A 17,388-nucleotide genomic window follows, 5' to 3' on the forward strand; every position below is an offset into this window, starting at 1 on the left:
ATGATGCGGAAATTGTCGCTTCTGTTTGCCGGCGCGCTGATAGGCGCATCGGCAATGAGCCTGGTCTACGGCGCACCCGGCTCGGCGGCGAACGCTGCGGGCTCCGAGACATACAAGCAACTGGCGATCTTCGGCGATATCTTCGAGCGCGTGCGCGCGCAGTATGTGACGCCGCCGGATGACAAATCGCTGGTCGAGAACGCCATCAACGGCATGCTCGCCTCGCTCGATCCGCACTCCTCCTACATGAACGCGGAGCAGGCGCAGGACATGCGCGTGCAGACCAAGGGCGAGTTCGGCGGCCTCGGCATCGAGGTCACCATGGAAAATGACCTCGTCAAGGTGATCACGCCGATCGACGACACGCCGGCCGCCAAGGCGGGCGTGCTTGCCGGCGACTACATCGCCAAGATCGACGGCGAGGAGGTGCGCGGCCTCACCCTCAACGACGCCGTCGAGAAGATGCGCGGTCCGGTCAACACGCCGATCAAGCTCACCATCCTGCGCCAGGGCGCCGACAAGCCGATCGAGCTGACGGTCGTGCGCGACATCATCAAGGTCAAGGCGGTGAAGTACCGGGTCGAGAACGACGTCGGCTACATGAAGATCACCTCCTTCACCGAAAAGACCTATGACGATCTCGAGAACGCCATCGAGAACATCAAGAAGCAGGTGCCGAACGACAAGCTGAAGGGTTATGTGCTCGATCTGCGCCTCAATCCGGGCGGCCTGCTCGACCAGGCGGTAAGCGTGTCGGACGCCTTCCTGAAGCGCGGCGAGATCGTTTCGACCCGCGGCCGCGACCCGAAGGACGTCACCCGCTTCGACGCCAAGCCGAAGCAGAACGACGACATCGGCGGCAAGCCGCTGATCGTGCTGGTCAATGGCGGCTCGGCGAGCGCGTCCGAGATCGTCGCCGGCGCGCTGCAGGATCTGCGCCGCGCCACCGTCGTCGGTACGCAGTCCTTCGGCAAGGGCTCGGTGCAGACCATCATCCCGCTCGGCGAGAATGGCGCGCTCAGGCTGACTACGGCGCTCTATTACACGCCGTCGGGCAAGTCGATCCAGGGCAAGGGCATCACGCCCGACATCAAGGTCGACCAGCCGCTGCCGCCGGACCTGCAGGGCAGGGACCTGACCCGCGGCGAATCCGACCTCAAGGGCCACATCAAGGGTGCCGACGAGAGCTCCACCGGCTCGGGCTCTGCCGCCTATGTGCCGCCGGAACCGAAGGACGACCTGCAGCTGATCTATGCCGAGCAGCTTCTGCGCGGCCAAAAGACCGATCCGTCGTTCCCGCCGAACCCGGACAAGGCCGTGCTGAACCAGTAATTGGCGGCGCGGCCGGAGGAAGACTCTGGCCGACCGACCGAAGCGATGCGATGCTGCCGGAACCGCGAGGTTCCGGCAGTTTGATTCGGGGACAAGTTGATTCGGGAACAGGCGCTGGGGCGCCGAGGGTTTTTTCGCACGTGACGGCTGAGGATTCGATCGGCTGGATTGCGGGCTTGGGGATGCGGCTTGGCTGACACCGGCAAGGACATCGAACGCCCGCTCGGGCAGACGCTCCGGCCTCAGCGCCCTGCCCCGCGCGGCCTCGGCGCCGGCACGCTTGGCGCGGCGGTCGCCATCCTCGCCGTGATCGGCGTTTCAGGTGCGATCGCGTTGCGTGAAAAACCGTTCCGCAAGCCGGAAGAGATAGCCGTTTCGACGCCGAAGGTGGCCGTGGCGCCAACCCCCGCGCCGACACCGGCGCCGGCGCCGGCCGAGGTGGCGACGGCGAACCCCACGGCGAGCACACCGATGAACAGCGGCGGCCCGCAGATCATCCATGTCCAGACCGAGGAGGGTGATGGTCCCCCCAAGGCGGGGATCATCATCCGCGATCCTTCGACGCTCGGCCAGAATCTCAAAGTCGCGCATCTTCCCGACAGGGCGCTGATCGAGCCCAGCGACAGCGGTCCGCTGCCGATCCGTTCAGCCGACGGCAGGCGGCCGTTCGACGTCTATGCGCGGCCGTGGTCCGGCGCGCGCGGCGCTCGCGTGGCGATCGTCATCGGCGGGCTCGCGGTATCGCAGACCGGCACGCAGGCGGCGATCGCCAAGCTGCCGGCCGAGGTGACGCTTGCCTTCGCGCCGCAGGGCAACAGCATCGGCCGCTGGATGCAGGCGGCGCGGCAGAGCGGGCATGAGATCGTCATGCAGATACCGCTCGAGCCGTTCGACTATCCGAGCGTCAATCCGGGGCGCAACACGCTGACGGTCTCGGCGAGCCCGGACGAGAACCTGAATAGCCTGCGCTGGGCGCTGTCGCGGACGACCAACTACACCGGCGTCATGAACTATATGGGCGCGCGCTTTTCGGCCGATGCAAACGCGATGGGACCGTTCATGGCCGAACTCGGCAAGCGAGGGCTTGCCTATGTCGACGACGGCTCGTCCGCGCGGAGCCTGGCGCCCGACCTTGCGCTCAAGGACGGCGTGCCTTTCGTGGCCGGCGACATGGCGATCGACGCGGTGCAGGATCGCGGCGAGATCCTCAAGAAGCTGGACAGTCTGGAAGCGACTGCCCGCGCCAAGGGCACCGCCGTGGGCATCGGCTCGGCTTTCGATATCACCGTCGACACGGTGACGTCCTGGGTGGCCGAGGCGAAGAAGCGCGGCATCGAGATCGTGCCGATCTCGGCTGTCGCCATCGATCCGCAAAAAGGCTAGTCATCGGGCTCTCGCCGATGCTGGAATCCAGGAAATGTCCAAGAAAATGATCGATCCCGAGACGCTGCCTTATCGTCCCTGTGTAGGACTGATGATCCTCAACCGCGCCGGGCTGGTCTGGGTCGGACACCGCATCGCCGAGCCGGACAGCGAGTTTTCCGGCACCACGAAACTCTGGCAGATGCCGCAAGGCGGCATCGACAAGGGCGAGGAGCCGCTTACCGCGGCCGAGCGGGAGCTTCATGAGGAGACCGGCATGCGCAGCGTGTCGCTGCTTGCTGAGGCGCCGCACTGGATCAACTACGACCTGCCGCCGCATCTGGTCGGCGTCGCCTTCAAGGGGCGCTATCGCGGCCAGACGCAGAAATGGTTCGCCTACCGCTTCGAGGGCGACGAGAGCGAGATCCGGATCAACCCGCCGCCGGGCGGCCACAAGGCCGAATTCGATCAATGGTCATGGCGGCCGATGCAGGAATTGCCCGACCTGATCGTGCCGTTCAAGCGCCAGGTCTACGAGCAGGTGGTGGCCGCATTTCAGCACCTGGCCTCATAGTGGCGAGTTTGCGGGTGCCGGAGGCGTCCCGATCAGGACAGCTGAAAAAGGGTTCGCACTGTTCGGGATCAGGCTCTATTGATGTTGATGCCGATGCGCCGCAAATAAGAGGCAGACATGAACAACGCATGGCAAGCGCACCTTAGCCGAGCGTCAGCGCCCGCCCCTCACCTGCCTGCCGGCATCCTCTCCCCGTATAGTGACGGGGAGAGGGGCGCTCTCATCGCCGGTTTCGCCAATCACCCGCGTTGCAAAAAAGAGGCGCGGAAGTTGGGGTCAGCCCCTTCTCCCCGTCACTATACGGGGAGAAGTGCCCGGCAGGGCGATGAGGGGCAGCGCCGGCGTCGACAGCCACGCGCCTCCGCAACAAGTGCAACCCGTCTTTGTTTGACGCAATTGCCTCGATGAGCGACGCCAAAGTGCCTTTGCCGCAAACGCCCGCCACCGGTAGCTCGACGGTCAGCGAAGCGGCGGCCGGCGCGGTCCTGACCATCGATCTCGGCGCCATCCGCGAGAATTACCGGCGGCTCAAGGCGCGGCTGGCGGGCGTGCGCTGCGCTGGCGTGCTCAAAGCCGACGGCTATGGTCTCGGCGCCGCGCCAGTGGCATCGGCGCTGATCAAGGAAGGCTGCGACATCTTCTTCGTCGCGCTGCTCGGCGAGGGCATCGCGCTGCGTGAGGCGCTCGGGCCGGGACATGACATCTTTGTCCTCAACGGTCTGCCGCCGGGCTCGGAATCGGAAGCACTCGCGGCCGGACTTCATCCCGTCATCAACAGCGCAGCCCAACTGACGGCGTGGCGCGAAGTGGCGCGGGCCACTGAGCGAAGGCTGCCCGCCGCGATCCAGGTCGACAGCGGCATGTCGCGGCTCGGCATGCCGCCGGCTGAAGTCGAGGCGCTGGCGAAGGACGCCTTCGACGGCATCGACATCCGGCTCATCATGAGTCACCTCGCCTGCGCCGACGAGCCGCGCAATCCGGCGAACGAACAACAATGGCTGGCATTCGAACGACTACGGAAGGTGCTGCCCGAGGCCCCTGCCTCGCTCGCCAATTCGTCCGGCATCTTTCTCGGATCCTCCTACCACTTCGATCTCGCCCGTCCGGGCGCCGCGCTCTACGGCGTCAACCCGACGCCGGGCAAGCCCAACCCGATGCTGCCGGTGGTGCGGCTGCAAGCGAAGGTGGCGCAGACGCGCGGCGTCGAGGAAGGCGCCGGCGTCGGCTACGGCCACACCTACCATGCGAGCGGGCCGCTCAGGCTGGCGACGATCTCGCTCGGCTATGCCGATGGCTGGCACCGGCGAGCCGCTTCGGCCGCCTGGTTCGAGGGCGTGCGGCTGCCCTTCGTCGGCCGGGTATCGATGGATTCGATCATCCTCGACATCTCCGCGCTTCCGGCCGGCAGCCTCGGCGAGGGCGACCTCGTCGAGCTCGTCGGTCCGTCGCAAAGCGTCGATGATGTGGCCGGCCAAGCCGGCACCATCGGCTACGAGGTGCTGACCAGCCTGGGTGCGCGCTTTCACCGCCGCTATATCGGCGAATAACCGGCAACCCCTTGGCGGGCGCTGTAAAATCCGGCAGACAGGTTGAACGGCCGGACGCTGCTGCGTCACGATCGACTTTGAGGGAGCATAGAATGAAAGTCCTGGTGCTGGGCGGCGGCGTGATCGGGATCACCACCGCTTACTTCCTTGCCGAGGCCGGCCACGAAGTCACGGTGATCGACCGGCAGCAGGGGCCGGCGCTGGAGACCAGCTTCGCCAATGCCGGCGAAGTGTCGCCCGGCTACGCCTCGCCATGGGCCGGGCCCGGCATCCCGGTGAAAGCGGTCAAATGGTTGCTGATGAAATATGGCCCGCTTGTCGTGCGGCCGGCCTTCGATCCGCATATGTGGACGTGGCTCATCAAGATGCTGCGCAACTGCACGGCCGAGCGCTATGCGCTCAACAAATCGCGCATGGTGCCGGTCGCCGAATACAGCCGCGACACGCTGAAGGCGCTGCGGGCCGCGACGGGCATCACCTATGACGAGCGATCCAAGGGCACGCTGCAGCTCTTCCGCAAGCAGAAGCAGCTCGACGGTACGGGCGGCGATGTCGAGGTGCTGAAGAAATACGGCGTTCCCTACGAGGTCCTCGACCGGGACGGCTGCATCGCGGCCGAGCCGGGGCTGGCCGGCGTGCGCGAAAAGTTCGTCGGCGGTCTCAGGCTGCCGGGCGACGAGACCGGCGACTGCAAGATGTTCACCGAGAAGCTGGCCGAGCTCTGCGTGGCGCGCGGCGTCAGCTTCGAATACGGCACGACCATCCGGCGCGTCGTCAGGAACCGCAACCGAGTCGTCCAGGTCGGCACCGACAAGGGCTGGCGGACGGCGGAGGCCTATGTGATGGCGCTGGGCAGCTACTCGGCCCCTTTCATGCGCAAGATGAAGCGGCCGATCCCGGTCTATCCGGTCAAGGGTTATTCGATCACCGTGCCGATCACGGATGCCGAGGCGGCGCCGGTGTCGACCGTCATGGACGAGACCTACAAGGTGGCGATCACCAGGCTCGGCGACCGCATCCGCGTCGGCGGCACCGCGGAGATTTCTGGCTTCGACCTTCGCCTGCACGAATCGCGCCGCCGTACGCTCGAGCACTCGGTCGGCGACCTGTTTCCGGGCGGCGGCGACCTCAAGGCGGCGAGTTTCTGGTGCGGCTTGCGGCCGATGACGCCGGATGGGCCGCCTCTGGTCGGGCGCAGCGAATTGTCCAATCTCTATCTCAACACCGGCCACGGCACGCTGGGCTGGACCATGGCCTGCGGCTCCGCCAGGGTGCTTTCCGACATCATCTCCAACCGGGTGCCGGAGATCAACGCGCTCGACCTTAGCCCGGACCGGTATCTCAAGGCTTGAAGCGCGTCGCGTCGAAACGACTTCGAGCGTCGCTTGGAACGCCTGCCTGCCCCTCGCGTCGGAACGCGTTGCAGCCACACTCGCCGACTTTGTGGCGAGGGAATGGCGGGACGGCACGCCGGTTGCTATCGTTGGCCATGGTGGGGGTTGTGATGCGCTCATTTCTCTGGGTTGCGGCGACCGGATGCATGATCTGTACCTCGGCGGCGTTCGCGGCGGACAAGACGGTGCATGACAATGACTACGGTTTTTCGCTCACCTATCCCGAGGGATGGACGAGCCAAGCCCTGTCCGGCAACAGCATACGGCTTAAGGTCAAATCCGCGGAAGGCTTGACCTGCATGGTTTCGGAGAACCCCTACGATCCGTCCGCTCCGGACAGCCCGCGCGATCCCGAGGCGTTCATGGACAAGGACTGGTCGCTGAGCAACTGGCGGACAATGGTCGGTGCCGCCTTTGGTTCGGCCAGCTTCAGCAAGGACAGATTGGCGCGATTTCCCGACGGCTATCCTGTGCGGCTGGCCGACATGGATTTCTACTATGCCGACGACAATGTCAGCTTCCACGGTCATGGCAGCGTTGCGCTCTCGCTGCGTCGCGCGCATTTCGGCTTCGTCAGCTGCGGCGTCGCGGGCGACACTCCCGAAGAGGTAGAGCGGAAGTGGGCGCCGCTGGCGAGCGAAGCCGAAAAGGTGGTGAGCTCGTTCGTGCTCGACGCGGACTAACTGTTTGTTTTCACGCAATTCCGGACGGAAAACCGCCAAGCACTTTTCCTGGAATTGCTCTAGACGAAAAGCCCGCGCTCCCGTTCGACGGCCCTCGTGATGAAATTGGCGACGAGCTGGACGCGGCGCAGCGGTCTCACCGATTCGTGGTAGACCAGCCAGTAGGCGCGACGGATCGGCCTGACGATGTCGACCGGCACGAGCTCCGGCATCGAACGGGCCACAAAGGTGTGCAGGATGCCGATGCCGGCGCCGGAGCGCACGGCTTCCGCCTGGCCAAGTGCCGATGAGATGGCAAAGCTCGAGCGCCAGTCCGGGCTGAACTCGGCCGCATAGTCGAGCGAGGGGCTGACGATGAGGTCGGGCACATAGCCGATCAGCGTGTGCCGGCCGAGTTCGGCCGCCGTCTTCGGCAGGCCATTGGCTTGCGTATAGGCGCGGGAGGCGAACAAACCCAGCGTGTAGTCGACCAGCTTTCCCGCCACCAGCCGGCCCTCGGTCGGGCGCTCGACGGTGATGGCGATATCGGCTTCGCGCCTGGACAGCGAGAAGGAGCGCGGCACCGGCACAAGCTGGATGGTAAGTTCGCGGTGAAGCGCGGTGAGCTCGCCCAGGCGCTTGGCGAGGAAGGCGACACCAAAACCGTCGGGGGCGCCGATGCGCACCGTGCCGGAGACATCGTCGCCCTCGCCGGCAATCGTCGCGCGCGCGGCGATCATGTCGCCTTCCATGCGTTCGGCGATGTCGAGGAAACGCTCGCCGGCGGGCGTCAGCTCGCTGCCTGTGGTCAGGCGGCGGAAGAGTTTCGTGCGCAACGCCTCCTCCAGCGCCGCGATGCGGCGCGACACGGTGGCGTGGTTCAGCTCCAGGCGCTTCGCCGCGCCGAGGATCTGGCCGGCGCGCGCCACGGCGAGAAAGATGCGGACGTCATCCCAGTTCATGGATGTAGTCCAGCCTAATGGTGAGTGCCGCGTTCCCGCCCACCCCCCTCTGGCCTGCCGGCCATCTCCCCCGCAAGGGGGGAGATTGGCAGCTTCCTTGACGGCGACTCTCCTCAAGCGTTGGTGATTGGCGAAAGCTGACGTGACGGCTGATCTCCCCCCTTGCGGGGGAGATGTCCGGCAGGACAGAGGGGGGTGTGAAGGAACTCAACCTTCAATCCTTTCAACGAACGACCAATGCCGCCATTTGCGGCAATTAATGCACATCGGACTGCTGTTGTCTATTTTTCGCACAACGGTTGCGTTTTGGCTCGCGTTGCCATTGCCGCCGCAAAGGCGGACAATGCACCATCACCAAAACAGGGAGAGAAACCATGATCGAATACGGTCATTTCATCGGCGGCAAGCGTGTCGCCGGCACCAGCGGCCGCAAGCAGGACGTCATGCAGCCGATGGACGGCTCCGTGCGAGGCACCGTGGCTCTGGCCTCGCAGGCGGAACTGCGCGCGGCTGTCGAGAACGCCAAGGCGGCGCAGCCGAAGTGGGCCGCCACCAACCCGCAGCGCCGCGTGCGCGTGCTGATGAAGTTCCTCGAGCTGGTCCAGCGCGACTATGACGAGCTGGCCGACATCCTGGCGCGTGAACACGGCAAGACGATCGCTGACGCCAAGGGCGACATCCAGCGCGGCCTCGAAGTCGTCGAGGTCTGCATCGGCGCGCCGCACATGATGAAGGGCGAGTTCACCGACGGCGCCGGCCCCGGCATCGACGTCTATTCGATGCGCCAGCCGCTCGGCGTCGTCGCCGGCATCACGCCGTTCAATTTCCCGGCGATGATTCCGCTGTGGAAGATCGCGCCGGCGATCGCCTGCGGCAACGCCTTCATCCTGAAGCCCTCGGAACGTGATCCGGGCGTGCCGATCCGCATCGCGGAGCTGTTCATCGAGGCCGGTCTGCCGGCCGGCATCCTCAACGTCGTCAACGGCGACAAGGAAGTGGTCGACGCCATCCTCGACGATCCGGACATCAAGGCCATCGGCTTTGTCGGGTCGACGCCGATCGCCCACTATATCTACTCGCGAGGCACCGCCTCTGGTAAGCGCGTGCAGTGCTTCGGCGGCGCCAAGAACCACATGATCATCATGCCCGACGCCGACATGGACCAGACCGTCGACGCCCTGATCGGCGCCGGCTACGGCTCGGCCGGCGAGCGCTGCATGGCGATCTCGGTGGCCGTGCCGGTCGGCAACGACACCGCCAACCGGCTGATGGAAAAGCTGGTGCCGCGCGTCGAAAGCCTCAAGGTCGGTCCGTCGACGGATTCCTCCGCCGATTTCGGCCCGCTGGTGACGGCGCAGGCGCTGGAGCGCGTCAAGGGCTATGTCGACCTCGGCGTTAAGGAAGGCGCCAAGCTCGTCGTCGACGGCCGCGGCTTCAAGATGCAGGGCTATGAGAACGGCTACTATATGGGTGGCTGCCTGTTCGACAACGTGACGGCCGACATGCGCATCTACAAGGAGGAGATCTTCGGGCCGGTGCTCTCGGTGGTGCGCGCGCCGCGTTACGAGGATGCGATCAAGCTTGCCAACGACCATGAGATGGGCAATGGCGTCGCCATCTTCACCCGCGACGGCGACGCCGCGCGTGACTTTGCTTCCAGGGTCCAGGTCGGCATGGTCGGTGTCAACGTGCCGATCCCGGTGCCGATCGCCTACTACACCTTCGGCGGCTGGAAGGCGTCGTCCTTCGGCGACCTCAACCAGCATGGCCCCGACGCGTTCCGCTTCTACACCAAGACCAAGACGGTCACCTCGCGCTGGCCGTCCGGCATCAAGGACGGAGCCGAGTTCGTCATCCCGACGATGAACTGACCGGACAATCAGTTCTGGGAAAGCGCGGTGCAAACCGCGCTTTCTTTTTGTGGACCTTCGGAGGAAGGCCATGTGGCCTTCTCATCCACATAACGCGCAAATTTGTTGTGATGGCCGGTCGACAGTCCCGGCGAGGCGCAGCTTTAAGCACATGGATTCCGGCGCGGCACAGCCAGGAAGCATCCGCACATCCTAATAATTCCGTCGCCGTGTGATGGAACCAACAGACCACCATCCGCCTTAGGCTGTATTCCTGCCATGCGTGCAGGCCAATCAAACAGCGCCGGTGGCAGCCGGGGTTCTCGTCTGGCGCGAGGAGGTGTCAGATGACACGATTTCTTATGGCGACGATATGCCTTGCGGCGGTTGCGATGCCTGGCGGGGCCGTTCAGGCCGATGCGGCCGCGCAATGCGCACCACGGGCCGACATCATCAAGGCGCTCGGCGACAAGTTCCACGAGAGCGAGGCCGGGCGTGGGCTGATCAATCCGAACGTCGTGCTCGAGATTTTCGTATCCGACCAGGGCAGCTGGACCGTGCTGGCCTCCGATACCAAGGGCCAGAGCTGCATCCTGTCCGTCGGCGAAGGCTGGGACAGCCCGACGATCAACGCGGCATTGCCAGGCGCCTGAGTGAAGCCGACAAGATGCCCTCCAGAAGCGCCGCTTGTTTACGGGGCGCGGCTTCACCATATCGAATCCAGGGAGCGATAAATCTCCCTGCGACAGACCGGAAACCAGAAGGAGTGACGTGATGAAGACGTCGGACCCGGCCTGGAGCGTTCCGGCACGCTGAGGCGGCCAAATGTGCCTCCCTTGCCGGAATGCGAAGGCGAAGGAGGTGCCCCATGGCACGCGAATTTTCGTTTCGATGGGTCAAGCTGGCGGCAGTCGGCGCCATGTTGGCGCTGTCCGCATTCCCGGCGCAGGCGCAAGTCATCTGTGGCGGCCATACCTATCTGGTCGCCAGGCTGGCAGAAGCATTCGAGGAGAAGCGGCTCGGCTATGGCGTAGCCGGAGAGGTCGCCGTCTTCGAGTTGTTTGTGTCAGAGAGCGGAACCTGGACCATCCTGATGACCGACGTTAAGGGCCAGAGCTGCATCCTGGCCGCGGGCGAGGGATGGGAAGACACGCTGGCCACCCCGGTCAGACAGCCGGGCGGCTGAGCCGCCCGGAGCAAGTCCAGAACCATTCTGCTTATCGCGTAGCCGCCACCTCGGCATGACCGCGCAGCAGCGCCATCAGCTTCTCGGCGTCCCTGGCGGCGGCTTCCTCGTCGCCATCGAGGATCGAGCGGATCAGCGCGACATGGTGCTCGGCCGATTCAGCGAGGCCGGTATCCGCCTTGTAGCGGAACCAGAAGCGGCGGCTGTGCGTCTGCAGGGGGGCCGCCACACGAGCCGCGAACGGATTGTCGGCGGCGATCGCCAGCGCCTCGTCGAGCTGCTTGTCGGCCTGGATGAAGGCAAGCACGTTGCCGGAGATCACAGCCTTCTGCATGGCAAGGGCCGCCTCGTGAAAAAGGTCGGCAGCCTCGCGGGTGACGAAGCGGGCGGCGGAGCGGGCAAGCACCACCTCGACGCCGCGCCGGGCGTCAAGCACGCGCAGCCAGTCGCCGGGGTGAAGCGGCGCGACCGCGATGCCGGCGCGGGGCCTGACGTCGAGCAAGCCCTCCCAGGCCAGCCGCTGGATCGCCTCGCGAACGGGAGTGCGGCCGAAGCCCAGCCGCTCGATCAACGCTCCCTCGGTGACGAAGCTTGCGGGGGCCAGTTCGAGGGTCACGATCATGTGCTCCAGCGCACGGTAGGCCTTGGTCGCAACCGGCTCGAAGGCCGCGCTGGTCTCGATGGATATCAAAGGGGATATCAATGGGCAGCTCCTGATATATTTTTTATATATCATAATGGAATCCGTGTTGACAGCCTGTTTCTTAATAAATATACCGCTGATATATCAGATGGAGAACTAACCATGTGGGCCGGAGTCTTCCCCGCAGTCACGACCAAATTCACCGCCGACGACCGTCTCGACCACGCCGAGATGGAGCGCTGCTTTGGCCTGCAGATTGAGGCCGGCTGCGACGGCATCATCGTCTGCGGTTCGCTCGGCGAAGGGCCGATGCTGTCGCATGACGAGAAGATCGAGGTGCTGAAGACGGCGCAGAAGGTCGCCGGCAAGAAGCCCGTGCTTTTGACCGTCAACGAGCCCGGCACGCGCGAGGCGGCCAGCATCGCGCGCCGCGCCGCCAGGGAAGGCGCCAACGGCCTGATGGTGGTTCCTAGTCCGATCTACCACACCGACCGCCAAGAGACGGTAGCTGCCCTTCGCGCGGTCGCCGAAGCCGGCGACCTGCCGGTCATGATCTATTCCAACCGGCTCGCCTATCGCGTCGACGTAACCGTCGACCTGATGGAGGAACTGGCGTCGGACAAACGCTTCGTCGCCATCAAGGAATCCTCCGACGACATCCGCCGCTCGACCGAGATCATCAACCGCCTCGGCGACCGCTACGATCTCTTCACCGGCGTCGACAACCTCGCTTTCGAGGCGCTGTCGGTCGGCGCCATCGGCTGGGTTGCCGGTCTGGTCACCGCCTTCCCGCGCGAGACCGTTGCCATCTACCGGCTGATGAGAAAAGGCCGCCGCGAGGAGGCGCTGAAGATCTATCGCTGGTTCCGCCCGCTGCTCGACCTCGATGTCTCGACCTATCTGGTCCAAAACATCAAGCTTGCCGAAGTGCTGGCGATCGATACCAATGACCGCGTTCGCATGCCGCGCCAGCCGCTGTCGGGCGAGCGCCGCAAGGCGGTGGAAAAGATCGTCAGGGATGCGCTGGCCGTGCGGCCGGAACTGCCGGCGTTTTGATTGGCTTTCTTCTCCCCGTTCACGGGGAGAAGACGGCGGAAGGCGGATGAGGGGCAGCGCCAACGTGCAGGGGAATTCCAAATCTTCAGAAGAGGGGCGCCACCCCTCATCCGCCCCGCGGGCGCCTTCTCCCCGAGAACGGGGAGAAGGCGAAGACGTCGCCATTGTCGGCGGCGGCATTATCGGCATCTGCGTGGCGACCTTGCTTGCCGAGGCCGGTCGCCGCGTCACCATTTTTGACCGCACCGGCATCTGCGAGGAGACGAGCTCCGGCAACGCCGCCGCCTTCGCCTTCTCCGACGTGCTGCCGCTGGCGCATAAGGGGATGATCAGGCAACTGCCGAAATGGCTTGCCGACCCGCTCGGGCCGCTCTCCATCCCGCCCGCCTATCTGCCCAAGCTCCTTCCCTGGCTGATCCGCTTCTGGCGCGCGGGCAACTCCAGACACTATGAGACGAGCCTCGCGGCGCAGGCCGGCATGATGAAGCTCGCCGAAGCCGAATGGATGGGCCTGCTCGACCGCTCCGGCACGAGGCCGATGCTGCGCGAGGACGGCTCGCTCGAACTCTACGAAAGCGAAGCTGAGTTTCGCGCCTCATTGTTGGGTTGGGCGGCGCGGGAGCGCTTCGACATCGGCTTCCGCCATGTCGAGGGGGAAGAGATGGCCGCGCTTCAGCCGGGCCTCGCGCCACGCTTCGTCAAGGGCACTTTCGTGCCGAGCTGGAAGACGGTCGCCGATCCGAAGCTGCTCGGCAAGGCGGTGTGGGCCTATGCGGAGCGGCTCGGCGCCCGTCTCGAGCATGCGCGTATCGATCGCGTCGAAGCCGGCGCGGATGGCGCCGCGGTCATGCTTGCCGACGGCACGACCCGCAAGGCGAAGCAACTCGTCATCGCGGCCGGAGCGTGGTCGCATCTCTTGGCCAGAAATCTCGGCGACCGCATCCCGCTGGAGACCGAGCGCGGCTACAACACGACGCTGCCGGTGTCGGCCTTCGACGTGAAGCGGCAATTGATCTTTTCCGGACACGGCTTCGTCATCACGCCGCTGGAAACGGGCGTGCGCGTCGGCGGCGCCGTCGAGCTCGGCGGCATCGAGCGGCCGCCGAATTACGCGCGCTCGAAGGCGATGCTGGAAAAAGCAAAGCGCTTTCTGCCGGGCCTCGATCCGTCGGGCGGCATCGAGTGGATGGGTTTTCGCCCGTCGCTGCCGGATTCGCTGCCGGTCATCGGGCGGGCACGGACACCGAATGTCTTCTATGCTTTCGGCCACGGCCATCTCGGCCTGACCCAGGCGGTGGCGACCGGCCGCTTGATCCGCGATCTCGTTCTCGGGCAAACTCCACCGCTCGATCTCAAGCCTTTCCGCCCGCAGCGGTTCTGACAGTACAAGAGAGCACCATGGCCAGGAAATCCTTCTTCTGCATCGACGGCCACACCTGCGGCAATCCGGTGCGGCTGGTCGCAGGTGGCGGACCGCTGCTTGAAGGCGCGACGATGATGGAGCGGCGCGCGCATTTCCTTGCCGAGTACGACTGGATCCGCACCGGCCTGATGTTCGAGCCGCGCGGCCATGACGTGATGTCGGGCTCGATCCTCTATCCGCCGACACGCGAGGACTGCGACATCGCCATCCTTTTCATCGAGACGTCGGGTTGCCTGCCGATGTGCGGCCACGGCACGATCGGCACTGTGACTTTTGCCATCGAGCATGGGCTGGTGAAGCCCAAGACGCCGGGTGTGCTCAGGCTCGACACGCCGGCCGGTCTCGTCGTCGCCGAATACAAACAGGTCGGCGAATATGTCGAGGAGGTGCGCATTACCAATGTGCCGTCCTTCCTCTACGCCGAAGGATTGACGGTGGAATGCCCGGTGCTTGGCGAGATCAGCGTTGACGTCGCCTATGGCGGCAATTTCTACGCCATCGTCGAACCGCAGAAGAACTACCGCGACATGGCCGAGCATTCGGCCGGCGATCTCATCGCCTGGAGCCCCGTGGTGCGCCAGCGCCTCAACGAGAAGTATTCCTTCGTGCACCCGGAAAACCCGGGCATCAACCGGTTGTCGCACATGCTGTGGACCGGCAAGCCGAAGCACGCCGAGGCCGATGCGCGCAACGCCGTCTTCTATGGCGACAAGGCGATCGACCGCTCGCCTTGCGGCACAGGCACCTCGGCGCGCATGGCGCAACTCCACGCCAAGGGCAAGCTGAAAGCGGGCGAAAGCTTCGTGCATGAATCGATCATCGGCTCGCTGTTCAGAGGCCGGGTCGAAAAGGAGGTCAGCGTGGCCGGCAAGCCGGCGATCGTCCCCTCGATCGGCGGCTGGGCTCGCATGACCGGATTGAACACCATCTTCATCGACGACCGTGATCCGTTCGCGCACGGATTCGTCGTCACGTGATGTAGTGGCCGACGGCGCCGTCAGACGCCGGCATCCCCTCCTGTCGAGACCTGATCGCGGAACCAGTCCGCGAACTTGATCTCGGCAGCGGAAGGTTGCGCCGACATCGTCAGAAAGTAGCCCTTGTCGGCATCGGTCGCGATGTCGGAAAGAACGACGAGGTCGCCGCGCATCAACTCCTCGCGGAAAACCTCGATCGGACAAAGCGCGACGCCGTGGCCGGCGATGACGGCTGTTGCCAGGATGTTGAAGTCGGCAAAAACAGGCCCGTTGCCGAGGCTCGTGCCTGCCATGCCCGCCCGGGAAAACCAATCCCGCCAGCCCAACGGTGTCTCGTCATGCAGCAGGTCCGCCGCTGCGATCTCCGCCGGTGTGCCCAGCCGGCCCTTGCGCGCCAGGTAATGCGGGCTGCATGCGGGCCGGCTTATCCGGGAGAAAAGCTTGAGGCTCGTCACATGCGGGGAAGGGTCGGCGCCCAGCGTGATCAGAATGTCGTTGTCCTCGTCGTCAAGCCTGTCCTCCGCCTTTGCATAGGTGACGCGGATCGCGATCTCAGGATGACGGGCAGTGAAGTCCGTCAGGCGCGGCACCAGCCAACGGCTGGCGATGGAGGGAATGCAGCCTACTGACAGCGACTGCGCGCCGGCGCTCCTTCGTATGCGCCGGCAGGCGGCGTTGAGTTCGGCGAGCGCGGCGCCCGCGGACGCCTGAAGCGCCAGTCCCGCCTCGGTCAGACGAACCTTGCGAGCCCCCCTATCGAACAGCGGCACGCCCAACCACTCCTCCAGCCGCCTTATCTGATGGCTGATCGCCGGATGGGTCACATGGAGCTCTTCGCCGGCGGCCGAAAAGCTGAGATGGCGGGCGGCGGCCTCGAAAGCCCGAATGGCATTCAACGGAAGGTAATCCATCTGTAAGTATTCCTAATGGATTGCGCGAAAATCGGTCATTTGAAATCGGGCTCAAACCGAGACATTTTCGGGAATGTCAGTTTTGGCGGTCGCGTGAAGATACCAGAAAAAGCCGCTTAAACTATCGATCCGGAGGCGTGAACCGCTTCCCGCAATCTGTCACAGATAGAGCGCTCATGTTCATCAGGCAATTGGCTGATGTAGAAAAAACTGACTTCTTCGTCGATTGGGGCAACGGCACCAGCCACCGGCTGCTGACCCAGCGGGACGGCATGGGGTTCACGGTCTGCCACACCGTCGTGCGCGCAGGCAGTGAATCGCGCCTTCAATACCGGCGGCATCTGGAAGCCTGCTACTGCATCTCCGGCAGCGGTGAAGTCGAGGACATGGAGGGCACGATACATCGTATCGAGCCGGGCACGATCTATGTGCTCGATGCCCATGACGACCATTTTCTGCGTGCGGACGCCACAGGCGACATGGTGCTGGTCAGCGTCTTCAATCCGCCTCTCAACGGCACCGAGAAGCACAGCCTCAACGGAGCCGGAGGTTCTGCTTACTGAACTTCGCGGGTACTTTCTCGCGACAGCGGCTTCCGGCGGCTGATTCGCTCGACGCAAGGATCGGCGCCCAGTTGGCGCCGGCCTCCGAGGGCGCGGTCACGCCGAGGTTCTGAGAGAGCAGGAAGGGCGGCCGCCCTTCTTTCGATCTTCGAGAAAGGACATTCGATGCTTTCCGGCCCCAAACCCGAGTGGCTCACCTTCGACTGCTATGGCACCTTGATCCAGTGGGACGAAGGCTTGCTCGCCGCCGTAGAGACGATCCTTGCCAATCATCCAGGCTCCAACATTGAGCCCCCGACACTGATCCGCGTCTACGACAAGCACGAACACGCGCTGGAGGCCGAGCGGCCGCATAAATCCTTCTGTGCCGTGGCCGGCGAAGCGCTGCGCCTGGCGATGGAGGAGCTGAAGCTTAGCTACGCGCCGGACGACATCGAGGTGCTGACCGGCAGCATTTCCCGAATGCCGCCATTCCCCGAAGTCGTGTCCGCGCTCGGCCTGCTGAAAGCGCAGGGATTCAAGCTCTGCATCATCTCCAACACCGACGACGACATCATCGCCGGCAATGTCGCGCAGCTCGACGGCCATATCGACCGCGTCATTACCGCGCAGCAGGCCGGCGCCTACAAGCCGGCCCAGCAGATCTTCGATTTCGCCCACAATGCGCTCGGCCTCGATCGCGGCGATATCGTGCATATCTGCGCCAGCCCGCACCTCGATCTCGCGGCCGCCCGCGATCTCGGATTCCGATGCATCTGGATCGACAGGGGCACCGGCCGCAAACCGTTGCCCGACTATGCCCCGAACGCGGTTTTTCGGACCCTCGACCGCGTGCCGCCTTTTCTCGCATCGACCATCTGGGACTGAGGCGGTCGGCGGTGTCGCCTCGCTGTCGCATGACTGTCACACCTCGCGGAATCCTGACCCGGCGGAGGGGGCGGGACTG

General features: G+C 64.8%; 17 protein-coding genes. 14 read left to right on the plus strand and 3 right to left on the minus strand.

What is annotated here, in order from left to right:
• From EJ070_RS11000 to EJ070_RS11030, 6 genes are all read left to right on the plus strand, one after another.
• On the plus strand, positions 1-1,332 hold the full coding sequence (locus tag EJ070_RS11000; RefSeq protein WP_189350485.1) for a S41 family peptidase: 1,332 nt from the start codon (positions 1-3) through the stop codon (positions 1,330-1,332).
• Between the two features lie 189 nt (positions 1,333-1,521).
• Positions 1,522-2,715, plus strand: coding sequence for a divergent polysaccharide deacetylase family protein (locus EJ070_RS11005; protein ID WP_126091385.1), 1,194 nt, complete (start codon positions 1,522-1,524; stop codon positions 2,713-2,715).
• Between the two features lie 34 nt (positions 2,716-2,749).
• Positions 2,750-3,268 (plus strand): RNA pyrophosphohydrolase, encoded by a 519-nt coding sequence (locus EJ070_RS11010; protein WP_126091386.1) that lies wholly within the window; start codon positions 2,750-2,752, stop codon positions 3,266-3,268.
• Positions 3,269-3,672: 404 nt separating this feature from the next.
• On the plus strand, positions 3,673-4,815 hold the full coding sequence (gene alr, locus EJ070_RS11020) for an alanine racemase (protein WP_126091387.1): 1,143 nt from the start codon (positions 3,673-3,675) through the stop codon (positions 4,813-4,815).
• Positions 4,816-4,826: 11 nt separating this feature from the next.
• Positions 4,827-6,167, plus strand: a complete 1,341-nt coding sequence (locus tag EJ070_RS11025; protein WP_348628920.1) for a D-amino acid dehydrogenase — start codon at positions 4,827-4,829, stop codon at positions 6,165-6,167.
• A 188-nt stretch (positions 6,168-6,355) separates the two neighbouring features.
• Complete coding sequence (locus EJ070_RS11030) at positions 6,356-6,892, plus strand: hypothetical protein (RefSeq protein WP_245464848.1); 537 nt, start codon at positions 6,356-6,358, stop codon at positions 6,890-6,892.
• Between the two features lie 59 nt (positions 6,893-6,951).
• On the opposite strand, the gene EJ070_RS11035 is transcribed toward EJ070_RS11030, so the two are convergent.
• Positions 6,952-7,833, minus strand: a complete 882-nt coding sequence (locus EJ070_RS11035) for a LysR family transcriptional regulator (protein WP_126091390.1) — start codon at positions 7,831-7,833, stop codon at positions 6,952-6,954.
• A gap of 374 nt (positions 7,834-8,207) precedes the next feature.
• Here EJ070_RS11035 and EJ070_RS11045 point away from each other — a divergent pair, with 374 nt between their 5' ends.
• From EJ070_RS11045 to EJ070_RS11055, 3 genes are all read left to right on the plus strand, one after another.
• Positions 8,208-9,704: a CoA-acylating methylmalonate-semialdehyde dehydrogenase gene (locus tag EJ070_RS11045; protein WP_126091391.1), complete on the plus strand. Its 1,497-nt coding sequence runs from the start codon at positions 8,208-8,210 to the stop codon at positions 9,702-9,704.
• Positions 9,705-10,030: 326 nt separating this feature from the next.
• Positions 10,031-10,336: a hypothetical protein gene (locus EJ070_RS11050; RefSeq protein ID WP_126091392.1), complete on the plus strand. Its 306-nt coding sequence runs from the start codon at positions 10,031-10,033 to the stop codon at positions 10,334-10,336.
• Positions 10,337-10,551: 215 nt separating this feature from the next.
• Complete coding sequence (locus tag EJ070_RS11055; RefSeq protein WP_126091393.1) at positions 10,552-10,869, plus strand: hypothetical protein; 318 nt, start codon at positions 10,552-10,554, stop codon at positions 10,867-10,869.
• A gap of 31 nt (positions 10,870-10,900) precedes the next feature.
• Here EJ070_RS11055 and EJ070_RS11060 read toward each other — a convergent pair whose 3' ends face one another.
• The gene (locus EJ070_RS11060; RefSeq protein WP_245464849.1) at positions 10,901-11,605 is read right to left on the minus strand and encodes a GntR family transcriptional regulator; all 705 of its coding nucleotides are present in this window, start codon (positions 11,603-11,605) and stop codon (positions 10,901-10,903) included.
• Between the two features lie 69 nt (positions 11,606-11,674).
• On the opposite strand from EJ070_RS11060, the gene EJ070_RS11065 reads away from it, so the two are divergent.
• Genes EJ070_RS11065 through EJ070_RS11075 form a run of 3 tightly spaced genes read left to right on the plus strand, consistent with a single transcriptional unit; the run spans position 11,675 to position 14,968 of the window.
• Positions 11,675-12,568, plus strand: coding sequence for a dihydrodipicolinate synthase family protein (locus EJ070_RS11065; protein ID WP_126091394.1), 894 nt, complete (start codon positions 11,675-11,677; stop codon positions 12,566-12,568).
• Positions 12,569-12,614: 46 nt separating this feature from the next.
• Positions 12,615-13,949, plus strand: a complete 1,335-nt coding sequence (locus EJ070_RS11070; protein ID WP_126091395.1) for an FAD-binding oxidoreductase — start codon at positions 12,615-12,617, stop codon at positions 13,947-13,949.
• Between the two features lie 17 nt (positions 13,950-13,966).
• A complete protein-coding gene (locus tag EJ070_RS11075) occupies positions 13,967-14,968 on the plus strand; it encodes a 4-hydroxyproline epimerase (RefSeq protein WP_126091396.1) in 1,002 nt (333 codons plus the stop codon).
• A 20-nt stretch (positions 14,969-14,988) separates the two neighbouring features.
• Here the strand turns inward: EJ070_RS11075 and EJ070_RS11080 are convergent, their stop codons facing one another.
• The gene (locus tag EJ070_RS11080) at positions 14,989-15,879 is read right to left on the minus strand and encodes a LysR substrate-binding domain-containing protein (RefSeq protein WP_126091397.1); all 891 of its coding nucleotides are present in this window, start codon (positions 15,877-15,879) and stop codon (positions 14,989-14,991) included.
• Positions 15,880-16,055: 176 nt separating this feature from the next.
• Here EJ070_RS11080 and EJ070_RS11085 point away from each other — a divergent pair, with 176 nt between their 5' ends.
• Positions 16,056-16,442, plus strand: coding sequence for an ectoine synthase (locus tag EJ070_RS11085; RefSeq protein ID WP_126091398.1), 387 nt, complete (start codon positions 16,056-16,058; stop codon positions 16,440-16,442).
• 165 nt (positions 16,443-16,607) lie between these two features.
• Entirely contained in the window at positions 16,608-17,309 is a 702-nt protein-coding gene (locus EJ070_RS11090; RefSeq protein WP_126091399.1) for a haloacid dehalogenase type II, read from the plus strand.
• Positions 17,310-17,388 lie beyond the last annotated feature (79 nt).

Origin of the sequence: Mesorhizobium sp. M1E.F.Ca.ET.045.02.1.1, assembly GCF_003952485.1 — a bacterium.
Lineage (GTDB): Bacteria > Pseudomonadota > Alphaproteobacteria > Rhizobiales > Rhizobiaceae > Mesorhizobium.

Excerpts from the sequence above, each read along its gene's own strand:
- EJ070_RS11000 (WP_189350485.1), top strand. The coding sequence starts at position 1 with ATGATGCGGAAATTGTCGCTTCTGTTTGCCGGCGCGCTGATAGGCGCA.
- EJ070_RS11010 (WP_126091386.1), top strand. The coding sequence starts at position 2,750 with ATGTCCAAGAAAATGATCGATCCCGAGACGCTGCCTTATCGTCCCTGT.
- alr (WP_126091387.1), top strand. The coding sequence starts at position 3,673 with ATGAGCGACGCCAAAGTGCCTTTGCCGCAAACGCCCGCCACCGGTAGC.
- EJ070_RS11030 (WP_245464848.1), top strand. The coding sequence starts at position 6,356 with ATGATCTGTACCTCGGCGGCGTTCGCGGCGGACAAGACGGTGCATGAC.
- EJ070_RS11035 (WP_126091390.1), bottom strand. The coding sequence starts at position 7,833 with ATGAACTGGGATGACGTCCGCATCTTTCTCGCCGTGGCGCGCGCCGGC.
- EJ070_RS11045 (WP_126091391.1), top strand. The coding sequence starts at position 8,208 with ATGATCGAATACGGTCATTTCATCGGCGGCAAGCGTGTCGCCGGCACC.
- EJ070_RS11050 (WP_126091392.1), top strand. The coding sequence starts at position 10,031 with ATGACACGATTTCTTATGGCGACGATATGCCTTGCGGCGGTTGCGATG.
- EJ070_RS11055 (WP_126091393.1), top strand. The coding sequence starts at position 10,552 with ATGGCACGCGAATTTTCGTTTCGATGGGTCAAGCTGGCGGCAGTCGGC.
- EJ070_RS11060 (WP_245464849.1), bottom strand. The coding sequence starts at position 11,605 with ATGATATATAAAAAATATATCAGGAGCTGCCCATTGATATCCCCTTTG.
- EJ070_RS11065 (WP_126091394.1), top strand. The coding sequence starts at position 11,675 with ATGTGGGCCGGAGTCTTCCCCGCAGTCACGACCAAATTCACCGCCGAC.
- EJ070_RS11070 (WP_126091395.1), top strand. The coding sequence starts at position 12,615 with ATGAGGGGCAGCGCCAACGTGCAGGGGAATTCCAAATCTTCAGAAGAG.
- EJ070_RS11075 (WP_126091396.1), top strand. The coding sequence starts at position 13,967 with ATGGCCAGGAAATCCTTCTTCTGCATCGACGGCCACACCTGCGGCAAT.
- EJ070_RS11080 (WP_126091397.1), bottom strand. The coding sequence starts at position 15,879 with ATGGATTACCTTCCGTTGAATGCCATTCGGGCTTTCGAGGCCGCCGCC.
- EJ070_RS11085 (WP_126091398.1), top strand. The coding sequence starts at position 16,056 with ATGTTCATCAGGCAATTGGCTGATGTAGAAAAAACTGACTTCTTCGTC.
- EJ070_RS11090 (WP_126091399.1), top strand. The coding sequence starts at position 16,608 with ATGCTTTCCGGCCCCAAACCCGAGTGGCTCACCTTCGACTGCTATGGC.